The 20,581-nt window shown below is 61.6% G+C and carries 17 protein-coding genes and 3 pseudogenes; 10 read left to right on the plus strand and 10 right to left on the minus strand.

Annotated features, from left to right (window positions below):
- Positions 1-4: 4 nt before the first annotated feature.
- Positions 5-3,061, plus strand: a complete 3,057-nt coding sequence (locus BLV45_RS04945) for a peptidase domain-containing ABC transporter (protein ID WP_090529713.1) — start codon at positions 5-7, stop codon at positions 3,059-3,061.
- The gene (locus BLV45_RS04950; protein ID WP_090529716.1) at positions 3,058-4,389 is read left to right on the plus strand and encodes a sigma-54 interaction domain-containing protein; all 1,332 of its coding nucleotides are present in this window, start codon (positions 3,058-3,060) and stop codon (positions 4,387-4,389) included. Before BLV45_RS04945 ends, BLV45_RS04950 begins: the two co-directional genes overlap by 4 nt.
- A gap of 57 nt (positions 4,390-4,446) precedes the next feature.
- Here the strand turns inward: BLV45_RS04950 and BLV45_RS04955 are convergent, their stop codons facing one another.
- Positions 4,447-5,217, minus strand: a complete 771-nt coding sequence (locus BLV45_RS04955) for a PP2C family protein-serine/threonine phosphatase (RefSeq protein WP_090529719.1) — start codon at positions 5,215-5,217, stop codon at positions 4,447-4,449.
- A 5-nt stretch (positions 5,218-5,222) separates the two neighbouring features.
- The gene (locus BLV45_RS04960) at positions 5,223-5,510 is read right to left on the minus strand and encodes a hypothetical protein (RefSeq protein ID WP_090529722.1); all 288 of its coding nucleotides are present in this window, start codon (positions 5,508-5,510) and stop codon (positions 5,223-5,225) included.
- Between the two features lie 476 nt (positions 5,511-5,986).
- Between BLV45_RS04960 and BLV45_RS04965 the strand changes: the two genes are divergently transcribed.
- From BLV45_RS04965 to BLV45_RS04975, 3 genes are all read left to right on the plus strand, one after another.
- Positions 5,987-6,517, plus strand: coding sequence for a lecithin retinol acyltransferase family protein (locus tag BLV45_RS04965; protein WP_090529725.1), 531 nt, complete (start codon positions 5,987-5,989; stop codon positions 6,515-6,517).
- A gap of 41 nt (positions 6,518-6,558) precedes the next feature.
- Positions 6,559-6,804: a hypothetical protein gene (locus tag BLV45_RS04970; RefSeq protein WP_090529727.1), complete on the plus strand. Its 246-nt coding sequence runs from the start codon at positions 6,559-6,561 to the stop codon at positions 6,802-6,804.
- A 154-nt stretch (positions 6,805-6,958) separates the two neighbouring features.
- The gene (locus BLV45_RS04975; protein WP_090529729.1) at positions 6,959-7,405 is read left to right on the plus strand and encodes a hypothetical protein; all 447 of its coding nucleotides are present in this window, start codon (positions 6,959-6,961) and stop codon (positions 7,403-7,405) included.
- 18 nt (positions 7,406-7,423) lie between these two features.
- Here the strand turns inward: BLV45_RS04975 and BLV45_RS04980 are convergent, their stop codons facing one another.
- The 4 genes from BLV45_RS04980 to BLV45_RS04995 form a co-directional block, all read right to left on the minus strand.
- A complete protein-coding gene (locus tag BLV45_RS04980) occupies positions 7,424-9,226 on the minus strand; it encodes a chloride channel protein (RefSeq protein WP_090529731.1) in 1,803 nt (600 codons plus the stop codon).
- Positions 9,227-9,232: 6 nt separating this feature from the next.
- On the minus strand, positions 9,233-9,646 hold the full coding sequence (locus BLV45_RS04985; RefSeq protein WP_090529733.1) for a MarR family winged helix-turn-helix transcriptional regulator: 414 nt from the start codon (positions 9,644-9,646) through the stop codon (positions 9,233-9,235).
- A gap of 77 nt (positions 9,647-9,723) precedes the next feature.
- The gene (locus BLV45_RS04990) at positions 9,724-10,911 is read right to left on the minus strand and encodes an HPP family protein (RefSeq protein WP_407670952.1); all 1,188 of its coding nucleotides are present in this window, start codon (positions 10,909-10,911) and stop codon (positions 9,724-9,726) included.
- 490 nt (positions 10,912-11,401) lie between these two features.
- Positions 11,402-12,826 carry an aldehyde dehydrogenase family protein gene (locus BLV45_RS04995; protein ID WP_090529737.1) on the minus strand — a complete coding sequence of 475 codons (1,425 nt, stop codon included), beginning with the start codon at positions 12,824-12,826 and terminating at the stop codon, positions 11,402-11,404.
- A 117-nt stretch (positions 12,827-12,943) separates the two neighbouring features.
- Here BLV45_RS04995 and BLV45_RS05000 point away from each other — a divergent pair, with 117 nt between their 5' ends.
- The 3 genes and pseudogenes from BLV45_RS05000 to BLV45_RS27775 all read left to right on the plus strand — a co-directional run.
- Positions 12,944-13,834 carry a LysR family transcriptional regulator gene (locus BLV45_RS05000; protein WP_090529740.1) on the plus strand — a complete coding sequence of 297 codons (891 nt, stop codon included), beginning with the start codon at positions 12,944-12,946 and terminating at the stop codon, positions 13,832-13,834.
- A 158-nt stretch (positions 13,835-13,992) separates the two neighbouring features.
- Positions 13,993-14,341 (plus strand): annotated as a pseudogene (locus BLV45_RS05005) (transposase); the annotation flags it as partial.
- 35 nt (positions 14,342-14,376) lie between these two features.
- Positions 14,377-14,528, plus strand: a pseudogene (locus tag BLV45_RS27775) (IS701 family transposase); the annotation flags it as partial.
- A 147-nt stretch (positions 14,529-14,675) separates the two neighbouring features.
- Here BLV45_RS27775 and BLV45_RS05010 read toward each other — a convergent pair.
- From BLV45_RS05010 to BLV45_RS28185, 3 genes and pseudogenes are all read right to left on the minus strand, one after another.
- On the minus strand, positions 14,676-15,320 hold the full coding sequence (locus BLV45_RS05010) for a hypothetical protein (RefSeq protein ID WP_090531135.1): 645 nt from the start codon (positions 15,318-15,320) through the stop codon (positions 14,676-14,678).
- Positions 15,321-15,472: 152 nt separating this feature from the next.
- A complete protein-coding gene (locus BLV45_RS05015; RefSeq protein ID WP_090529743.1) occupies positions 15,473-15,907 on the minus strand; it encodes a hypothetical protein in 435 nt (144 codons plus the stop codon).
- Positions 15,908-15,997: 90 nt separating this feature from the next.
- Positions 15,998-16,555 (minus strand): annotated as a pseudogene (locus tag BLV45_RS28185) (autotransporter outer membrane beta-barrel domain-containing protein); the annotation flags it as partial.
- A gap of 324 nt (positions 16,556-16,879) precedes the next feature.
- On the opposite strand from BLV45_RS28185, the gene BLV45_RS05020 reads away from it, so the two are divergent.
- The gene (locus BLV45_RS05020) at positions 16,880-18,178 is read left to right on the plus strand and encodes a hypothetical protein (protein ID WP_090529746.1); all 1,299 of its coding nucleotides are present in this window, start codon (positions 16,880-16,882) and stop codon (positions 18,176-18,178) included.
- Between the two features lie 612 nt (positions 18,179-18,790).
- Positions 18,791-19,753, plus strand: coding sequence for a hypothetical protein (locus tag BLV45_RS05025; RefSeq protein WP_090529749.1), 963 nt, complete (start codon positions 18,791-18,793; stop codon positions 19,751-19,753).
- A 238-nt stretch (positions 19,754-19,991) separates the two neighbouring features.
- Here BLV45_RS05025 and BLV45_RS05030 read toward each other — a convergent pair whose 3' ends face one another.
- On the minus strand, positions 19,992-20,573 hold the full coding sequence (locus BLV45_RS05030) for a hypothetical protein (protein ID WP_143130386.1): 582 nt from the start codon (positions 20,571-20,573) through the stop codon (positions 19,992-19,994).
- Positions 20,574-20,581: the final 8 nt, after the last annotated feature.

Raw genomic sequence — 20,581 nt, forward strand, 5'->3', positions numbered from 1 at the left:
GCCCATGGACGCGCCCCAGACCACGCCCTCGGCGGCCGGGTTTCTCTCCACGGTCGAGATTCTCTCGCCGTTCTCGCACGACGAACTCGAACGCCTCGCGGAACACGCGCAGTCGCGCTTCTATTCGTTTGGCGAAACCGTGTGCAACGCGGGCGAGCCGGCAGAGGGTCTCTTTGTGATCCGTTCAGGATCGGTGCGCATCTTTACCGAGGAGCACGGCAAGGAAATCAGCATGGGCGTGCGCAAGGCGGGCGAAATTTTCGCCGATATCGCGATGCTGCGCGCGTATATGCATGAATCGTCGGTGCGTGCGTCGGCGAAGACTGAGTTGCTGTTCATTCCGCGCGGCGCGATCGAGCCGGTGATCGCGGGCAACCAGGCGGCGATGGCGTTCATCGCGAGCTATGTCGCGATCAGTTCGGCGGGCGGCTTTGTCGCGCAGCTGTTCGATTTGCGCGGCAAGCTGAACAAGGCCGAGCTCGAGGAATACGTGCGCAGCGTCGGCGTGAAGCGCGTGACGGCCGGCAAGGAAATCCTCAAGCAGGACGCACGCGACGACCGCCGTCTTTACGTCGTGCGTCAGGGGGAGGTGCGGATCGTCCGCACCGAGGATGGCAACGAATACACGCTTGCGACGCTCAAGGAAGGCGAAATCTTCGGCGAGAAAGCGTGCCTGATGCGCCAGGAGCAGATGGCTTCCGTGGTGGCGACAACCGATACGCGCCTGCTGGTGATTCCCGAGCGCACCGTCCACTTCATTCTGGAGCGCAATCCGAAACTGCGCGAGGTGCTCGACGAGCGCATCCGTTATGGCGATCGCGAACTGCAACGTCAGAAACGCATCGAGCAGCGTCGCAAGCTGCCGTTGATGCTCGACCTTCATACGAAGCCGGAGTTCGGCGAAAAGATCATCAGGCGTTTCGCGCTCGTCGAACAGGCAGAGGAAATGGACTGCGGCGCGGCGTGCCTCGCGATGGTGTGCCGCCATTACGGCATTCCAATGACGTTAGGCAAGCTGCGCGAACTCGCGAACGTGACGACGCAGGGCGCGACGCTGGACAGCCTCGCGCGCGCCGGTGAATCGCTGGGCTTTACCGCGCGCGGCGTGCAATGCACGTTCGATTCGCTGCGCGGCTTCGACCTGCCGTTCATCGTGCATTGGGAGGGCTATCACTATGTCGTCGTGTACGGCCTGTCGAAAGATTACGTGTGGGTGGCCGATCCCGCGCTCGGCTTTCGCAAGCTCACGGTCGAAGACTTCGAGCGTGGCTGGAGCGGGACCTGTCTCGTGTTCACGGCGGGCCCGGATCTCGTGCAGATCTCGGCGTCGCGCTCGCCGTGGATCCGCTTTGTCGGATACCTCACGCCGTACAAGAAAATTCTCGCGTACCTGTTTCTTGCGACCTTCGTGATCCAGGTGCTGGGCGTGATTCCGCCGCTCATCATCCAGAACATACTCGACGGCGTGATCGTGCATCAGAACGTGAGCCTGCTGCATCTGCTGATCGTCGGGCTGATCATCTCGAACGTGTTTTCGCAGCTGATGTCGTCGATCCGCGCGTACCTCGCGAACTTCATGGTGCGCAACATGGACTTCGCGATGATGTCGCAGTTCTTCAGGCACACGCTGTCGCTGCCGTTCTCGTTCTTTGCAAAACGCAAGACCGGCGACATCTTCGCGCGCTTCCAGGAGAACCTGACGATCCGCGCGTTCCTGACCGAATCGACGGTGACCACCGCGCTCAACCTGCTGATGGTGTTCATCTACTTCTCGATCATGTTCTTCTATAACGTCAAGATGACGCTGGTGCTGATCGCGTTCGTGATTCCGATCATGGCGCTCACGGCGATCGCCACGCCGAGGATCAAGCGCTATGCGCGCGACTCGTTCACCGCATCGACCGATTCGAAGTCGTTTCTCATGGAGGCGCTCGCGGGCGTCGAGACGGTGAAGGGCATGGGCATCGAGCGGCCGGTGCGTCTGCGCTGGGAAAAGAAGTATGCGAAGGCGCTCGAGGTGCAGTATCGCGCGCACGCGTTCAGCATTCTGGTCGGGCTCGGCAGCCAGTTGCTGAACGCCGCGACGACGATCGCGATCCTGTGGGTCGGCGCGAATCTCGTGCTGGCGCGCGAGATGACGATCGGCCAGCTGATTGCGTTCAACGCGTTCATGGGCAGCGTGCTGAGCCCGCTGATGGGTCTCGTCGGATTGTGGAGCATGCTGAACGATGCGGGCGTCGCGATGGAGCGGCTCGGCGACGTGCTCGATATCGAACCGGAACAGAAGCCGCAGGACCTGGCGTCCCGCGTGATGCTGCCCGACCTGCAAGGCGAAATCAGCCTGAACGGCGTGTACTTCCGTTATGGCGACAGCGACAGCGCGTACGTGCTCGAAAACATCAGCTTCGATATCAAGCCGGGCGAACTCGTTGCCATTGTCGGGCGCAGCGGGTCGGGCAAGACCACGCTTGCGAAACTGCTCGTGGGGTTTTACGCGCCTTCGGAAGGCAGGATGTCGGTGGACGGCTACGACCTCAACGTGATCGACAAGGCGTATTACCGCGCGCAGATCGGCTACGTGATGCAGAGCAATCTGCTGTTTTCGGGCACGATCGCGGAGAACATCGCGAGCGGAGACGACACGCCCGACCGCCGCCGCATCGAGGAAGTCGCGAAAATGGCCGACGCGCATGCGTTCATCAGCAAGATGCCGCTCGGCTACGAACAGATTGTCGGCGAGCGCGGTATCGGCCTGTCGGGCGGCCAGATCCAGCGGATGTGCATCGCCCGCGCGCTGTATCACGACCCGCGTCTGCTGGTGTTCGACGAAGCGACGTCGGCACTCGATTCGCAGTCGGAGAGCAATATTCTCGGCAACATGCACGACATCCTGAAGGGACGCACGGCGGTCATCATCGCGCACCGGCTTAGCACGATCATGCGCGCGGACAAGATTCTCGTGCTGTACGAAGGTGCGATCGTGGAACAGGGGCGTCACGAAGAACTCGTGCAACGCAAAGGCATGTATTACCAGCTCGTTCAAAAACAGTTGAGCGCGTGATGCAGATACTCGACCAGCCCGAAGACAGCAGCCCCGCGATCTCGTACGCCGCCCTGATCGAGAAGATCGAAATCCTGCGCTCGACGCTGCGCTGGTCGTCGCGGCTCGAACGCGCGGATATCGAGAAGCTGCTGCGCCAGGCGAACACGTTGCGCGACGAAGTCATGCAGATGTCGCACAAGGAGCGCTTCGTGCAGGCGGCGGTGGCCGAACCGGTGCGCATCGAGCAGTCGCGCCAGGCACGGCGCCAGGGCCTGCTCGAACGCAGCTTCATCTTCGAGGGCACGTTCGGCGACAACCCGCGTTTGCTCGAAGCACTCGAAATCGCGGAGAAAGCCGCGCCGACCGACCTGCCCGTGCTGATCGACGGCGAAAGCGGCACCGGCAAGGAACTGATGGCGAAGGTCATTCACGCGAACGGCAGCCGCGCGGACAAACCGTATATCTCGGTGAACTGCGGCGCGATTCCCGACAACCTGCTGGAGTCGGAACTGTTCGGGCATCGGCGCGGCGCGTTTACTGGCGCATCGAGCGACCGCAAGGGCAAGTTCGAAAGCGCGCATACGGGCACGATCTTTCTCGACGAAATCGGCGAGTTGCCGCTGGCGGGCCAGGTGAAACTGTTGCGCGTGCTCGAAGCGCACGAAATCCAGCGCGTGGGTTCCGATGAACCGATCGCCGTCGACACGCGCATCGTCGCGGCGACCAACCGCAATCTGCGGCAACTGAGCGAGGAGGGCAGGTTTCGCGAGGACCTGTTTTACCGGCTGAGCGTGATTCACGTGACGCTGCCGCCGCTGCGCGAGCGGCGTGACGAAATCCCACTGCTCTTTTCATGGTTCGGCGACGAAGCCGCCGGTGCGCTCAAGCGGCGGCCGGTTCGCCTCACGCCGCGGCTGCGCGATTTCCTGCTGAGCTACGCGTATCCGGGCAACATCCGCGAGCTGCGCAACGTGATGTATCGCGTTTCGTGTCTGGCGGGGGATACGGCCGACATCGAACATCTGCCGCTCGACATGCGGCCCGCGGCAACTGTGTCGGCGACATCGGGAGGCGCTCGCCAGGCTGGCGCGAACGGCGCGAGCGTCACGAACCTGATGTCGCTGAGCGACGCGAAGCGGGCCGCCAGCGATGAAGCCGAAAAGGCGTTTCTCGAACGCGGTCTTCACGAAGTGGGTGGCACGGTGGCGGAACTCGCGCGGCGCGTCGACATGAACCGCTCGCATCTGCAGATGCTGCTCAAGAAACACGGCCTGCATTCGAAGGATTTTCGCAATCAGGCCGGCAAGGAAAGCCGCGACGACGGCGAAGAGAAAGAGGCGGGCTGACGCCTGACGTGCCACACGCGCTCGCGAAGGCTTAAGCAATGCACCCATCACGCACGCTCAGGGCGCGGGGTTGAGCAACGTCTTGTCGGAGGCAGCCGGGTCTTCCGCCCGCACGACCACGGCGGTGATGTTGTCGCGCCCGCCGCGTGCGAGCGCGATGTCCACCAGTTCATCCGAAGCGCGCAGGCAGTCGACCGATGCCAGCGCAGTGAGAATTTCCTCGTCGCTCACCTCGTTGCAGAGTCCGTCGCTGCAAAGCAGGAAGATGTCGCCGTCGGCGACTTCGATGGCGGCTTCGTCGAGATCGAGCCGGTCCGTTGCGCCCACCGCGCGCGTGATCATGTGCTGCGCGGGGTGATGGCGCGCTTCCTCGTCGGTGATGTGGCCCATCAGGCGCAGTTCCTCGACCTGGCTGTGGTCGCGCGTCAATTGCCGCAACTGGCCCTGCCGCAGCAGATAGATGCGGCTGTCGCCGGCCCACAGATAGCCGCAGAACCGGTCGCACGCAAGCAGGACGACGACGGTGCTGCCGATGCGTTGCACCTGCCGTCGCGCGGCTTCTTCACGCAGCTGCCGGTTCGCGACCTGCAGGCGTGTGCGCGCATCCGCGATAAAGCGCTTCATGCTCGCGGGCGGCGCCAGCTGGCTTAACGTTTCGATGACGAGACGGCTCGCCAGATCGCCCACCGCATGGCCGCCCATGCCATCGGCGACGGCCCAGCGTCCGAGCGCGGACTGATCGAGGCAGGCGTCTTCGTTGATCTCACGGACGCGTCCCACGTCGGAACGCGCCGATGACGTCCATCGAAACTGGCTTGCACAGGTCACGACATTTACACCGCATTGTTTTTGCTGCGCACGTCGGGAGAAACGGTGACGTTCGAATTCGAGCCGGTGTTGTTGACGTCGACCGACTGGAACGTGTTGATCATCTGGTTAGCATAGAAGCTGTTCGAGATCTCGTACAGGTTGACGGTCGGACCGAAGCTCGGCGTCTCGCGGACGTAGGGCTGGATCCAGCCGTACACCCACGGCGCACCGCCGCCGCCCCGGATCGCGGCCATGGCCTTGCGATCCAGCGCGAGATTCAACGAGAGGTCGTTCACAGTAATGGAAGCCATGTTGGGTCTCCGGTTGGCCGTCTGCCCCGGCCTGGTCAAAAGAAGTCTGAGCCCTGATATGCAAGGGCCATGCCGGGCGCCGGCCGGTGCCCGACGTATCGCGCAACCCGTTGATTGTTTGAAGGTTAACTGTGGGCTCGCGCACACGGTCCTCGCAATTTCACGCCTGTTCGTTGGCCCCGCGCCAACATCGGCCGCCGGATAGCGGTGGTCGACCCAACACCCTGAACGTCCGCTCATACAGGCGTTGCCCGCCTTCAGGTGACGGCTGCTCACCAACAGTTCGCCCGATAGTGTGTCGGCCCGATGCGCACATCGGGTGTCACCACTTGCAATGCGAAAACTGAAATATCGATACAAATCAATGATTTGAGAGATATGGCCCGGTTGATGCGAAACACCGGTCAGAAGTGTTGGCCATCGGACGCAAGCGCCACTTGCAGCAACCAGACGAACCAGACGGAATCGGGGCAGCCATGAACAGCAACCAGCAACTGACATGCAGCGAAGGATGGGGAGAAAACCCCATCGTCGTTTCGATGTCGCCGGACCTTCCGCTTCGCACGTACAGCGAACTTCCACCCGGCGCGCATCTCGTCACCGAACGTCGCGGCTACGAGCACCACGGCATCTATGTCGGTGACGGCCGGGTTGTTCACTATGCCGGTTTTGCGACGTCGACGCATCGCGGTCCGGTCGAGGAAGTCACGCTCGCGCAGTTCGCCGCCGGCCACGCGGTGGTGGTTCGTCCTTACCCGCACGCCCGCTACGGCAGCGAAGAAGCGGTGCGCCGCGCACGCTCCCGTCTGGGCGAAAACCGTTATCGCCTGCTCACCAACAACTGCGAACACTTCTGCGCGTGGTGCCTGCTGGGCAAGAGCCATAGCGAGCAGGTGCAGACCTGCCTCATGCATCCGCGTGCCGGTGTGCGCGCGCTCGTGTGCCTCGTCAAGGCATTCGTCGAAGGCGGCAGGAACGATGCGTATGTCACGGCGCAGGCCGCCTGACACTTCCCATGCATACCCGAACAGACCGAAAGGAGACCGTCATGAACGCCCCGGAAAAGTCGCTGCACGAGGCCGTCGACAAATGGCTCGCGCCGACGCCCGCGATGCCCGCGCGCGTCACGCGCTTTTGCCACGGCGTGGCGCGTCGGCGCTACGTCCGCGTCGAGGCGCTGCGTCCGGGCGGCCTGCTGTCGATCATTTTTTTTCGCCACGACGACGGCTCATGGAACGTGTTCCCGCCCGCCGACGCCCGGCCCGCGATGGACGGCCGCCGGTTCGCGGCATGAACGCCGGCTCCGGCATACTGTCAATGTCAGGAAGCCGCCGGCCGCCCGCGCGCCTGCAGACGCGACGCGGGTGTGTGACACTGGCGGCTGGCGTACATACGCCTCGCGCCGTTGCGTGAGAGCGTGACGCGATAGAGGAAACGGCATTGCTACCATGAGAAAGGTCGCTGTCCATGCACTGATCGCGCTTGCCACCGGCGGCGTCATGTCCACGCCGGCCCTGTGCCGCGCCTACGAACTCGATCCGCAACTCGACTGCAAATCGAACGCGCACGACTACATCTCCCAGCTGCTCAACAGCCGGTACATCGAGCCGAACCCGATGCGCGTCGAGGCCAACTCGATCAACGCGTTCCGGCCGATACGCGGCAGCAATCTCACCGCGTTCGGATTTCGCGTCTACGCCGTGCTCGGCTACGAACACGACGACGCGATCTTCAGGAAGGGGAACGGCGAGCCGATCAGCGATTCCGCTTACGGCGTCGTGGTGAACGGGCCCGCTGAAACCGTGGAGTCGCGCGTGCGCGAAGCGGGCAGCCGGGCCATCGTCAAGCAGGTGGTCCCGCTTCTGATCACCGCTGTCCTGTGCGACGGGCGATAGAGCAGGCGGGGGCGCCCGTCAGGAGTGGCGCTTGCCGAACCGCGGGCGCAGACGGCGAAAGCGCTCTTTCTTGTGTTCCTCTTCGAAATGCGCGATCGACGGCTTGACGAGGTCGCTGCGCGACACGATGCCGACGAGGTGCCGGCTGTCCATGTCCGTCACCACCGCGAGCCGCTCCAGACCGTGTACGGCGAGCCGCGTCGCGACGAGACGGCACGTTTCGTCGGCGAGGGCGAACACCGCTGAATGCGTGTGCAGCACGTCCGCGAGTGTCTGGCTGGATGCGTTGCCGGCTTCGGCTTTGTCTTCGGCACCGGTTTCGGCGGCGCGCACGCGTTCGAGCATCGCGCGGTCCACCACGCCCAGCACCGCACCGTCTTCGACTACTGGATACGCACGGCGTGTCTGGGTCGTGCCGAACCATCCGGCGAGTGCGTCGCGCACCGTGAGTTGTGCGTCGAGGGCGTCGACCGTGCGCGTCATGACTTCTTCGACATAGTGACGTTCGAGCGGATCGACGCCGTACTCGCGATAGATGTGATACCCGCGACGCGCGATTTTCTCGGTCATGATCGAGCGCTTCATGACGACCGTGGCAAACCCGTGCGCCACCAGCGTGGCCGCGAGCAGCGGCAGCAACGCGTTGCTGTCGTGCGTGAGGCCGAACGCGAAGACGATCGCCGTCAGCGGTGCGCCCAGCGTGGCGCCGAGCGTCGCCGCCATGCAGACGAGCGGCCACAGTGCCGGTTCGCTACCCGGCAGCACGTGGCCGAACACGACGCCGAGTCCCGCGCCCAGCATGAGCAGCGGAGCCAGCACGCCGCCCGAGGTGCCCGAGCCCAGCGCGACGACCCAGATGACCGCCTTCACGATCAGGATCGCCAGCGCGACCTGGATGGCAATGTGCTGGTGCAGCAGGTCGCCGATCACATCGTAGCCGACACCCAGCGCGCGAGGTTCGATGAATCCGCCGATACCGACGACAATACCGCCGAGCGCGGGCCACCACATCCAGTGAACGGGCAGTTTGCCGAACAGGTCTTCGGTCTTGTACAGCGCCGTGGAAAGACCGGTCGCCAGCGCGCCCGACAGCAGGCCCGCGATCACGCACGAGACGAGCGACCATGCATCCGGCGCCGCGGTGACGAGCGGAAAGAGCGGGCCCGTGCCGAAGAACGCGGCACGCGCGAAACCCGCCACGGCGCACGCGAGCGCGACCGGCAGAAAGCTGCGCGGGCGCCATTCGAACAGCAGCAGTTCCACCGCCAGCAGCACGGCCGCGACGGGCGTACCGAACACCGCGGTCATGCCGGCCGCCGCGCCGGCGACGAGCAGCGTCTTGCGTTCAGCGGACGTGACCTTCACGCACTGCGCGATCAGCGAGCCCAACGCGCCGCCTGTCATGATGATCGGGCCTTCCGCGCCGAACGGCCCGCCGCTGCCGATCACGATGCCGGACGACAGGGGTTTGAGGATCGCGACTTTCGGCGACATGCGGCTCTTGCCGAAGAGGATCGCCTCGATGGCTTCGGGAATGCCGTGGCCGCGGATTTTGTCGGAGCCGTAGCGCGCCATCAAGCCGACGATCAGGCCGCCCACCGCCGGAATCACGATGACCCATGCACCGAGCGTGTTGAGGGCCGGCGAGCGGTCTGCAAACGAAAAGCTGCCGAAGAAGAACAGGTTGGTGAACAGGTGGATCAGGTTCAGCAGCACGAACGCCGCGAACGTGCTGAGCGCGCCGATGCCCGCTGCCAGCGCGGAAATGCCGGGCAGTCGCGCATTGGTCGAAAAATCGCGCTTGTGTGTATCGTGTTGCATGGTGGTTTAAAGATCGATTTGAGGAATCGTGAGGGCACCCTTGAGCGAGCGGAGTTCGGCACGATGCAGTTCGGCGAGGCGCGCCAGCACTTTTTCACCGGCCTTCAGCAGATGAACCTCCACCTGGCGCCGGTCGGTTTCGCTGACCTTGCGCGTCACCAGATCCAGCGCCTCGCACCGCGAGACCAGTGCGACCACGCTGTGGTGCTGCGCCTGCAGCCGCTCGGCCAGCTCGCCGATGGTCGCCCAGTCGCGCTCCGGGTAGCCCTTGATATGAAGCAGCAGCAGATACTGCAGCGGCGTGATGCCTTCGCCCTGCGCGGCGTGCTCCGAAAAGCGCTCGAAGCGCCGCATCTGGTAACGAAACTCCGACAGCTGCTCGAAGTCGGGCTTCGTCAGCGCGCGCGTGGTTACTTTCATCGGGGAATGACCTGTTCGTGAAGCCGGTTAAACGGCGGGTATATCGCAATATGACGCAAATCCAGCCGTTTGAAAATTCACGCGACCTGGCGCAGCTGAACCTGAGTCTGCCGGTACAGGCCGGCGATCAGGTCGGCCTGCGTGATGATGCCGGCGAGCTGGCGTGCCGCGTCCAGCACGGGAATGTGGTGGTGACCGTGATCCGCGAAAAGCGGCACCAGTTCGCCGATCGGCGTGGCGGCGTGGACCGTACACACGTTCGTGCTCATGATGGTGTCGACGGTCGACTCGGGGTTGGGCGCGCGGGTGAACCAGCGCGCCGACAGGCTTTCGGTCGGGTTTTTCCGCGCGCCCGTCGGGTTGCCCGACAGGTCGGCGCGGGTGACGATGCCAACGACGCGCCGGGTGGCGTCGGTGACCGGGAGCGCCTTCACGCCGTGGCGCGTGAGCAGGTTCAGCGCGGCCTTGACCGTGGTGGAGGGCGCGACGCTGACCACGTCTTTCGACATCACGTCCGCGCAGCTGGTCCCGCTGAAGGTGCGCGCGTAGGTGCGCATCTCGGCCTCGTGCAGCAGCGATTCCAGGTCGTCCGGATCGATGGCGAGCAGCTCGCCGCGCCGGTTGATGACCGCCTCGAGATCCGCGCGCGTGACGCCGCCGCGCGGCTCGCTACGGCCTGCCGCCGCGCCCGGCGACGCGTGCGCCGCATGGGGATAGCGGTGCCCGGTGACCGCGTGCCAGACGAGCGCGGCGCACAGCAGCGTGGCCGACTGCATCGCGATCGGCGCGAACACGAAGCCAAATCCGAGCGCATGGACGGCGGGGCCGCCCAGCACCGCCGTCAGCGCGACCGCGCCCGAAGGCGGGTGTACGCAGCGCAGCGCGAACATCGCGCAGATCGCGAGCGCGATCGCGAGCGACGAAGCGATGACCGGATCGGCGATCCATTGCGCGCAGAACACGCCGACCGTCGCCGAGACCAGGTTGCCACCGATGAGCGACCATGGCTGCGCGAGCGGGCTCGACGGCACGGCGAACAGCAGCACGGCGGAAGCGCCCATCGGCGCCACCAGCAGTGGAATGATGGCGACGGGCCCGACCAGGAAATGCGTGATCACCCCGGTGAAGCCGATGCCGATCAGCGCGCCGAGGCACGCGCGGACCCGTTCCGGCCAGCGGACGGTGAGGGCGGCGGGGGCGAAGCGGGCAAGCCACGAGAGCGTGGAGGATACGGACAGCGTATTGGCGAGGTTCGGACGGAGCACGGCCTGGTGGGTCGGGTGAAAAGTGCCGTCACCATAAGCGAAACCTTCGAATAAGGGAAAGAACTTATTCTCATGAATGTATGCCGGCGTGATATAAATCGAGGTTCGCCGAAACGGAACGTGACTTGAATTTTCGTCTGAAACCCCTGTAAATGCTGGATCGTTGAGGTGGGGGGCGTTGGCTACGCGCGTCGGGCATATCTCACGGCGTGATATATCTTGAGATTGAAACCCCCGGAATGGGTCTTGGCGCGACGTTGAAGGGCGGCGATCCGATCAGGCATCGAGCATGTCCCACTCGTTGCAGAGTACCCTCCGCAGCGCCGCGGGCGCCGATCGCCCGCGGCGCCGAGCCTGGGCGATCGGGCGACCTTGCGCCAGCCGGTAAACCTGGACGCGCCATGCGTTGCTGTCTGGTCGCGCGAGGCGCAGCAGATGGGGGAGTGGCTTCGCCGGTTAGCCCATCGGTGTAGCCAGGTTTTTATGCAGCTCAGTTTGTACATGTAAGCAAGGTCTTCGGTTCCAGGTAGGCGCTCATACCCCATCTGCCCATTTCTCTCCCGAGCCCTGAGTGCTTGAAGCCTCCGAATGGTGCGCGCGGCTCATGGGCCAGGGTGTTGACGAGCACCCGGCCTGAATCAATCTGGCGTGCCACACGTTCGCAGCTCTCCGCGTTCTTGCCCAGCACCAGGGCACTCAGGCCATAGCGTGTGTCGTTGGCAATGGCGATCGCGTCAGCTTCATCCTCGTAGGGGATGATCGTGAGCACGGGCCCGAAGATTTCCTCGCGCGCGATGCGCATCTGGTTGTTGGCATGCGTAAAGATGGTGGGCTTCACGAACCATCCGGCACGTATTCCGTCGGGCAGGCCTTCACCACCTGCCAGCAGCGTCGCGCCTTCCTGCTGTCCGATACGGATGTAGTCCTGCACCCGTTCCCATTGCTTCTTGCTCACCATCGGACCGATGTCGGTGTCGGCATTGCGCGGATCCCCGGATCGAATATGTGAGACTGCCTCCTTCGCGATCTGCTCGAACTCGGTCAGACGACTGCGAGGCACGAGGACACGCGTCCCGGCAATGCAAGCCTGGCCGCTGTTGGCGAAACCCGCCTGCAGCACCAGCGGCATGATGGCTACAAAGTCCGCGTCTGCCAGTACTATCGTGGGCGATTTGCCACCCAGTTCCAGGGTCACGCGCTTCATTGTCGCCGCGCCGGCAGCCACCAGATGCTGGCCCACTGCAGACGACCCCGTGAACGAAATCTTGGCGACGCAGGGGTTGCGCGCGATCTCTTCGCCGACGACCTCGCCCCGGCCATTAACGATGTTGAATACCCCTGGAGGGAGGCCGGCTTCGTGCAACGCCCTGGCCACGATCTGCGTCTGCATCGCGCTCATCTCACTGGGCTTGACGACGGCGGTGCAACCCGCCGCCAGGGCGGTGGCCAGCTTGTTGCAGATGAAGCCCGCATTGCTGTTCCATGGCGTGATCAGACCGGCAACCCCCACAGGTGTCTGGATTACCTTAGCCGAGCCGGCTTGCTCTTCGAACGCGAAGGACTCCAGGGTATCGATGGCCTGGGCAATGACATCGGCCGGATACGTTGCCATCCAGCGCCCGCGTACTAACGGCGCGCCGTATTCCGTCAGGATGGCTTCCATCAACTCATCTTCACGCGCCGCCACGGCCCGGTGCATGCGCTGCAGGGCAGAGATGCGCTCCTCGCGCGTGGTGCGTGACCAGGCGGGGAACGCCGCCTGGGCCGCCGCGATGGCGCGCCGCGCGTCCTGCGCGTCGCCCAGCCGCACCTGACCGATGACTTCCCCGGTGCTCGGGTTGTGGAGGTCGAACCATTCCTCGCCGTGTGGCGTGACGAATTCGCCGTTGATGTAGATGTGCTCAATGCGTTGCATGTCGGCTTCCTCTGAGTGGGATGCAACGAAGTCTAAGATTAGTTTATTGTTCTGATAAGCCGTCTTGTGGCTGATGATATATCCGTAATTTCAGGACAATCCATGCGCAGAACAGGAATGACCGGGCTGGAAGTGGTTCTGGCCGTCGCGCGCCGCAATAGCTTTCGTGGCGCGGCGCAGGAGTTGGGCATGTCCACTACAGCCGTGAGCAGCGCCGTGGCCGGCCTGGAGGCACGGTTGAGGGTGCGTCTGTTCAATCGCTCGACACGCAGCGTAGCCCTCACTGACGCGGGGCTACGCTATGTGGAGCGCATTGCCCCCGCATTGGCGGAAATCAGGAGCGCAGGTGAAGAAGCCGGTACCGGCCCAGATGTGCCGAGTGGCACCCTGCGCATCAATGCACCGCAAGGCGCGGCAAACCTGCTGCTGGAGCCGCTTTTCAACCTGTACGCGCAGCGCTATCCCGAGGTACGGATCGACATCGTGAGCGAGTCGCGCATGATCGACGTCGTGGCCGAAGGATTCGATGCAGGTATCCGCCTGGCCGAATCCGTCCCGCAAGACATGATCGCCGTGCCGCTTTCGCGCGACGTCCGCATGCTTGTGGTGGCAACGCCTGAATACCTGGCGCGCCATGGCACGCCAGGGCACCCTCGCGATCTGCTCCGGCACCAGAGCGTCGGCATGCGTATGTCCCACGGTGGCATCTATCACTGGGAGCTGGAGCACAAGGGCCAGAAGCTGCAGATGGATCTGCCTGTGCGCATCGCGCTCAATGAATTGCTGGCTATCAAACAGGCGGTGCTGCTCGGGCTGGGCATCGGCTTTATCTCCGAATGGTTCATCAAGGAAGAGCTGAAGACCGGCGCTCTGGTGCCCGTGCTGGTTCCGTGGTGCCCGTCGTTTGGCGGACTGAGGCTTTACTATTCAGGTCATCGCTTCGTGCCCGCGCGGTTGCGCACCCTTGTTAGCCTGGTCCATGAGTTGCGCCTGGCTGAAGCGCCGTAGCGAGAGACGTGTCCACCAGGCTGACGAGACAATTCGCCAGGCGGCGCCTTTTGTCGAACGCCATGCGCCAGGGAAACGCTGATTAATGAAGCTCGGCGGCCATCGCTGACGTAGCCGAGGACGTTATAGAAGACAGCTCACGGAACGGACCCACGACGATGAAGAGGCAGATCGGCGTCGCGGAAGCAGAAATTGCAGGCAAGAAGCGCGTGACGAGGCGCCAACGCTTCCTGGCCGAGATGGAGAAGATCGTTCCGTGGCAGCGCTTGCTGTTGGCAATCGAGCCGCATTACCCAAAGGGCACGCGAGGGCATCCGCCGATTGGCCTGGAGCGAATGTTGCGAATCTATTTCCTGCAGCAGTGCTACGGGCTGTCCGACGAAGGGCTGGAAGACGCGCTGTATGACAGCATCGCGCTGCGCGCCTTCGCCGGCATTGATCTGGCGGTCGAGGACGTGCCGGATGCGACCACGCTGTTGAAGTTCCGGCGCCTGCTGATCGAATTCAGTCTGTTCGCTCTGGCGAATCTGGTGATTGCACGCAACGCGGCACTTTCCTCTCGCTTTGCTGCCGTACGGGTTCGCCCGCCCATCGCGACTATTGGCGAAGTACCGTTCGCGACGAAGAATGGCTGCTCATTGAATGGCGTGATGGAGATACGGAGCCGCTCAAATACTTTCTCACTACCGCCCCCGAGCGACGTTTGTCGAATGGAATCGGGCGAGCGAAAGCACTGGCGCGATTGAGAGCATCAGCGCGCTCGCTTCGGCAGTGGTCGAACCCGGAAGTCCAGTCAAGCGGGGTTAAGTAGACGCGAAAGCAGAGCAGCCACAAAGCCAGTTCATTGCTGGATGTTGTCCTCGCAATCTTCCCAGTACCGAAGCGGGTCGCGGTGTTCTGGATAGCGCAGGTTGAGCCACTGTGACAGCCTCATCCAGTCTGGATGGCTGACACCTGTTTGAGCGGACCAGATCGACGATCTCTCGAGGATCTGACCGTTCCCGCGATCGCGGACCAGCAGGCTGCCTAGTCCGCTTGAACTGTTCGCCTGCGACTCAACCAGATACCTTGGCAGAATCCTGAGCTCAGCATCCTCGGCCCACCCGTATAAGGCGCGGACAACGCCGGAGGGATCCCGCAACTCGATGGGTCCGCTTTTCGGGCGAACGGCCGTCCATCCTTCAGGGAACTCGGTGACAACCTCGTTTTTACCTTCCCTTATCCATTTCACGCGCCATGCCCGCTCTATCGCCTCGCGCATGCGAGCCACCGACTCGTAACAAGCAGGCAATTCGAGCGCCATCGGAAGCGTAATGAGGTTGTCTTTCCAAAGTCGGGTTTCGTCGTCGACGCGCTTGACCACGTCGAACACCCCTGCCTCAAATGGGTTCACGGGCCGGCTCGATACGCTCGCTTTCCCCGCGGGCAATCCCTCGAAAAGGCGCTCAGCATCATGCCGGGTAAGTTTTGTCCTTCCTTTTTTCATTTTGTCTCTCTGCAGCAAAGTTGTCGCTAACGCCAGGGGCCTAACGACCGGAATCAGGCGCAACGTCCTTTCACGGGCTCGAATGTGCCCGAGATTGTATTCTGCGCGATTCGCATCGCTACAGACGTCCAGACATCTCGCCCGATGCACATTCAACGGCGCTCGGTAACCGGCCCCTCGGCATCCACGCGCCCGACCGCACCGGCGGGGCCACCGACGGTGATCGGGCCATCCACTTCCAGATCGCCATGCACGATCAGCGGGCCATGCACAGTGAGCGGGCCATCGAACATGTTTTCTCCCCGGCGCCTGCGTACAGCAGGATCGTTGAGCGGAATCCGTTCAATCCAGGCCGCCGTGATCGGCCCGCGGGCGTAGATGTCACCGGCCACTGTCAGCGAGCCATCGACGGTCAACGGCCCGCGGACGACAGCCGACCCGGTGATACTGAGTGGACCCGTGGTAACGGGCTGGGCATACGCTGACGGGAAAAAGACGGAGGACGCCAGCAGGACCGCGCCCGCCGCGGTGCCCCGTGTCAGCCTCGGGGTAATGCTCATTTCGAGCCTCGCGATGAAGCGTTTCATGTCATCTCCTGGTTGGCACGACTTGCGCGCCCGTCGGCCGTCCGCGCGATTCGCGGCGGCCGGCCCTCAAGCAGGCACCTACGGTACTTTTCACTCTAGCCAGGGAGGTGGCGAACACAAGCGAAAGTGGCCGATGGCCCAACGAGATGGATGGCGAGTGGCGGGAGTTGGAGTACACCAGGAGTGCTTGCCCATCGCATCGACTCCGTCACTGAACTTCCGTGTTCGACCCAACGCGGTCATTGATCGGGCTGACGGGTATGTCCGATTTACGGCGAAGATGAGACAGAGGCGCGATCCGAGCCGTACTCGCGATTTAGTCAACGCCCAGAGAACCGCGGTGCCGGATGCCCCCGGCGCCGCTATCTCCGTCGTACTGTAGAACGCGATGTTCAGCGATCCCACTACGCCCTGGCTCGTGACGCCCGAAGCATATTGCCCGCTATACGACACGCTGACAGTGGCATTGCGCGTGACGCGAACACCCAGGCCGAGATCGACCACCGCCTCGTTCCGGGCAATAGGCACACCAGAGATATCGAACGGCGAGCCACCGGCGAACGACTCCGATACCGTCGGCTTCACATCCCCCACCGCGTCGCGCCAACCCACACTGCCCCGGGCGATAACTTCGGCACCCTTTATCGTGAACGTGGTTTTTTCAAGCCAGCCGAAAGCTCGCTTACATCATGGCACTGTTTACTGGGGCCGCTCACACCGTGATCGATTCCATGTGCACATCCAAACCAACGTACAGCGTGCTATCGTTCTTCATGCTGGTCTCCGTGGTGGAAATCGCCGGGTGTGGCGTTGCCGGCACCGCGCAGCTCTGGCAGCAATGTTAACCCGCGTTTGATTCCCCACGCCAGGCCAGCCCAATGCCCCACGGAAAGTCATACTGCCTTACGCGCAAACCAGGAGATCATAGATGGCTAAAGAATCACGCCTGTCTCAATCGAAAGGAACGGCATCATGAACTATACCGACATCCCTAAGTTGGAGGCATGGAAACGTGACAGCTGGTCATGGACCAGCTCGCGCTCAACCAACCTGAAGCGCATTGATGTATTGATCGAAAAGTACCATCAAGTTCTGATAACAGCCAAGATCAATATCTTGATGGAGTTGATGACCGCTATAAAAGACTGGGCAACTGACAAATACGACCGCAAGGAAGGCAGCCGGAGGTTGCCCGCCATGGTGGCGTTGGAAAACGTCGTCATCGCAAAACTGAATGCACTGGACAATCGCGGCGGCCACAGGTACAGCAATGCCGTATGTATTGGCTATGCTGTGAAGACAGGCGCCTACGACCCACGTCTCGTGCCCGCTAACCATACGACGCGAATTAATGACGAGGAGCATGATCTTGTACAGCGTTGCAAGGAACTGATCAAAGCAATTCGCGTGTCTGCACAATGTTATGAGATGAGCGCTGCCAAGGAATCTGACGCCGAGAAAAGGAAAAGCCTGAAAATCTTCATGGCCCCCGAATTCTTTTTCAGGGGGCCATATGGTGCCTATGCTGACATCGGTTGCATCAACAAGATTTTCGACACTATGGCGCTAGAAACTAGTCAAAATGTCTATCGCGACTGGTTGTTTGTGTTTGGAACAGCCATTTGCTCATCTGACAAAGAACTCTCTGGCTTGAAGCTAGGTAATTTACTTGAGAACTATGCTCTTGTGCAACGTGGCGGTGGAAATTCCTCTGAAGCGAATAACATTGTGGTCGCCAAGGAGTTTCCTTCTCATATTGACTTTAAACACCCGGGCGTCACGGACCATCAGTGGTTTGATCCAGCCAAATCAAAAGCAAACATTGCAGGGGTGAGTGAGAAACATTTCATGCCGGAGGGTGCGCGACGAGACCCCATCGGCAGTGCACTAGCAGGAGCCCGCCTATCGGAATTGGTCGGAGGCTGCATCTTCACCATGGATGGTATTCGCTTTGGTCTGGAGGTTTGCCGCGACCATCACCTTCAGAGACTGAAGAATAGTAAGGAAGCTGGCATCGTACATATACAGCTGATTCCATCGGCAGGCATGAGCATCAGCGCCGGTGCTATTGCATGTGTTCCCAACGGCATTGTTTTTAATGTGGATGGCGTGACCCCGCATGTGCAGTTGAAAGTGGGTCTGGCGATCGTCCAAACCGATATAAGCGCAAACCAATCTCGCAAGATCGGAAACGCTCATATCCGGGTATTCAACCCCGCGGTCATTCCGTTAGCCGGTGTGGGAAGAAAGGTCTGGCCGCGCAGCCTGTAAATCCAGACGGGAAAGTCCATCCGATTAAGGCAGTATGACTTTCCGGTGAGGTTCGAAGCCGTGTTACACATGGGGCGCCAGGCGATAATGGTGCCCGCATTTTCATATGCGGCATCCATGACTCAAAACACCCGATCTGCCGTTGGCAAACTGAGCGACGACAAACGCAAAGCGATCGCACTTCTGGCCCTCGCGCGCACCGAACCCATCAGTGTGCTGGCTAAGCGTAACGCGTGAGTCGCCCGACGGTCTGCCGACAGATCGGCACGGCCCGTGCAGCGCTCGATGAAGTCTTTGATACCACGCGGACACAGGTGTCTTGGGACCCATCGGAACCTCGTCAGAAATTGCAGGCTTCACACGGAAATATGCCAGGTTCCTGCAATTCCAACAACACCATTCCGGATCAAAGACTCCGCCCTATAAGGCTTCCCGGGTTATTCAGGGCGGACTACTTGGCTCGCTGTCGTTCAACACGTCGAACGCCGGCACGGCTGGTGTGTACACAGAAGCGGACGTTCGAGATAAAAATGCGAGTGGCTCTTCAGTTGTGAACAGTCGACAGCCCCGTCGTAGTATGTGTCAGATCGTACTTTTAATCGGAGGCTGGAGTTGAATCTATCCTACTACGCGCTTCAGCAGTTGGGGTATCGACGTCGTGACACACGGGAATCGCTCACGGTGAGCTTCTCGAGAGTGAGCTTCTTTGGCTTGCAAGGCTTTGTCCTCCCTGCGGATTCGGTCGTGCTGTCGAACGGAGTTGTCGATGGTGCCAAGTATTCGGCGTGCTTAGCCAATAGCGTGAATGCTGCCACGTCTGCGTTAGTCGATGAGCAATATTGCGAAGATGAGCAAGCCTGGCAAACGGAGCGCAAATGCTCTCCGCCCTATCTCGTTGTGCTTGTCGGACCGACGAACGCGTACGCAATGACTGGCGAGTACATTAAGGAAGAAGCCGACGGCTACGAAACCTATGACGGTTTTCCAGACGCGAAGGCCGAATTGCGTGTGCTGCAGGAGGCAGCATTGCCTGCTGTTTTGTCGTCAGTGGCATGCGCCTTCAGCGCACCCGACCATCCGGTGTCAATGAAAGAATTGGCGCGAGAGACGTTTGGGACCACATCGACCGGTGCCCGCGTCATCGACATCAAGCTTCGAATGGAGGGGACTTTGTTGGTGTCGAGGTCTTTGACATCAGAGGAGGCGAGCGCCAACTTTCACCAAGCAACGAAGTTGGCGGCAACGATGAGCCCGAAGGTATCTCGATTCTTTAACTTGGCCTTATTTGAAAACGATTCCCTGAAGCGTTTTTTGTATTTCTTTTTGACAATTGAGCGCCAAACGCACCTATCGTTCGCTTCGGCGGAGCACACCGACGGATCAAAGAATCTGCGAGATCGCTTCGACTGGTGCACGGCCAATGTTTGGAGCCATGTCACTGACGTTGATGTTCAAATATTCGCGAAAGTCAAAAAGGTCAGAGACCAGATCGCCCACGGTGAGATTGCCGAGCCGACACTGGACGTGGTCGCAGATGCAGCGCGTCTTGCAACCACGCTGCAGCTAGGTGGATGAATGCCGCAGACACTCCGCGGTGCGACTATCCGACCGTAGTTACACCCCTACCGGACAATCGTCGCGGATCGATGAGTGACCGTTGTTGGCCGGGAGTTGTCCGACGCGGCCGCTCGCCCTGGCGCAGAACTGCCATTCACCACGGAGATGTCCAGCGCTTTAGCTCCATGTCTGTGGCACCTCGGTGAACTTCTTAATACCTTTCAGTGCAGAGCCAACAAGCGTGTCTCAGCGTCCCTTATTTGGCCCGACTGTAGCTGACTATCTGATCGACATACTTCGAGCGCCTGCCGCTCACCCGCACTATCTCGCCTGGGACGGTGCTTTCCTGCTCCGGCTGAGATACGCACATCTGGAACTGATCAACCGGGTTGCCGACTTTCGACAGCATCAAACCATAGCAGGTGTGTTTTCGCCGCTCGATAAACTTTCCGGCAACGACATACGTCGTAACGTATGGAACACCGGCGACCTGATTCATCACGTTGGCCACCGCGCCCGTGCCAAATCCCGCCAGAACAGCTGCCGCGATGGCGCCCGTCACCCACGCCTCACCGACGCCCATCTGCCGCTGGTGTCTAGCGTAGCGCGGCGTGTACCACGAGCCGACCAGTCGTTTCTCGATCTGCCAGGCAATCAAAATGGCTGCTGCAACGGCGACTGGCACCATCCAGCGCCAGTATTCATGGCTGATGCGCACTGCAGGTCCATCGAACGATGCGCCCCACGCGAGGGCAATGGCAGCCGGGACAACAACCAACATGACACCATAGGCGTCGCGACCTCCTGCTTCTGGCTCAGACTTTTTCACTTTCATCATTCTTTTCT

The organism is Paraburkholderia sartisoli (assembly GCF_900107685.1).
GTDB lineage: Bacteria > Pseudomonadota > Gammaproteobacteria > Burkholderiales > Burkholderiaceae > Paraburkholderia > Paraburkholderia sartisoli.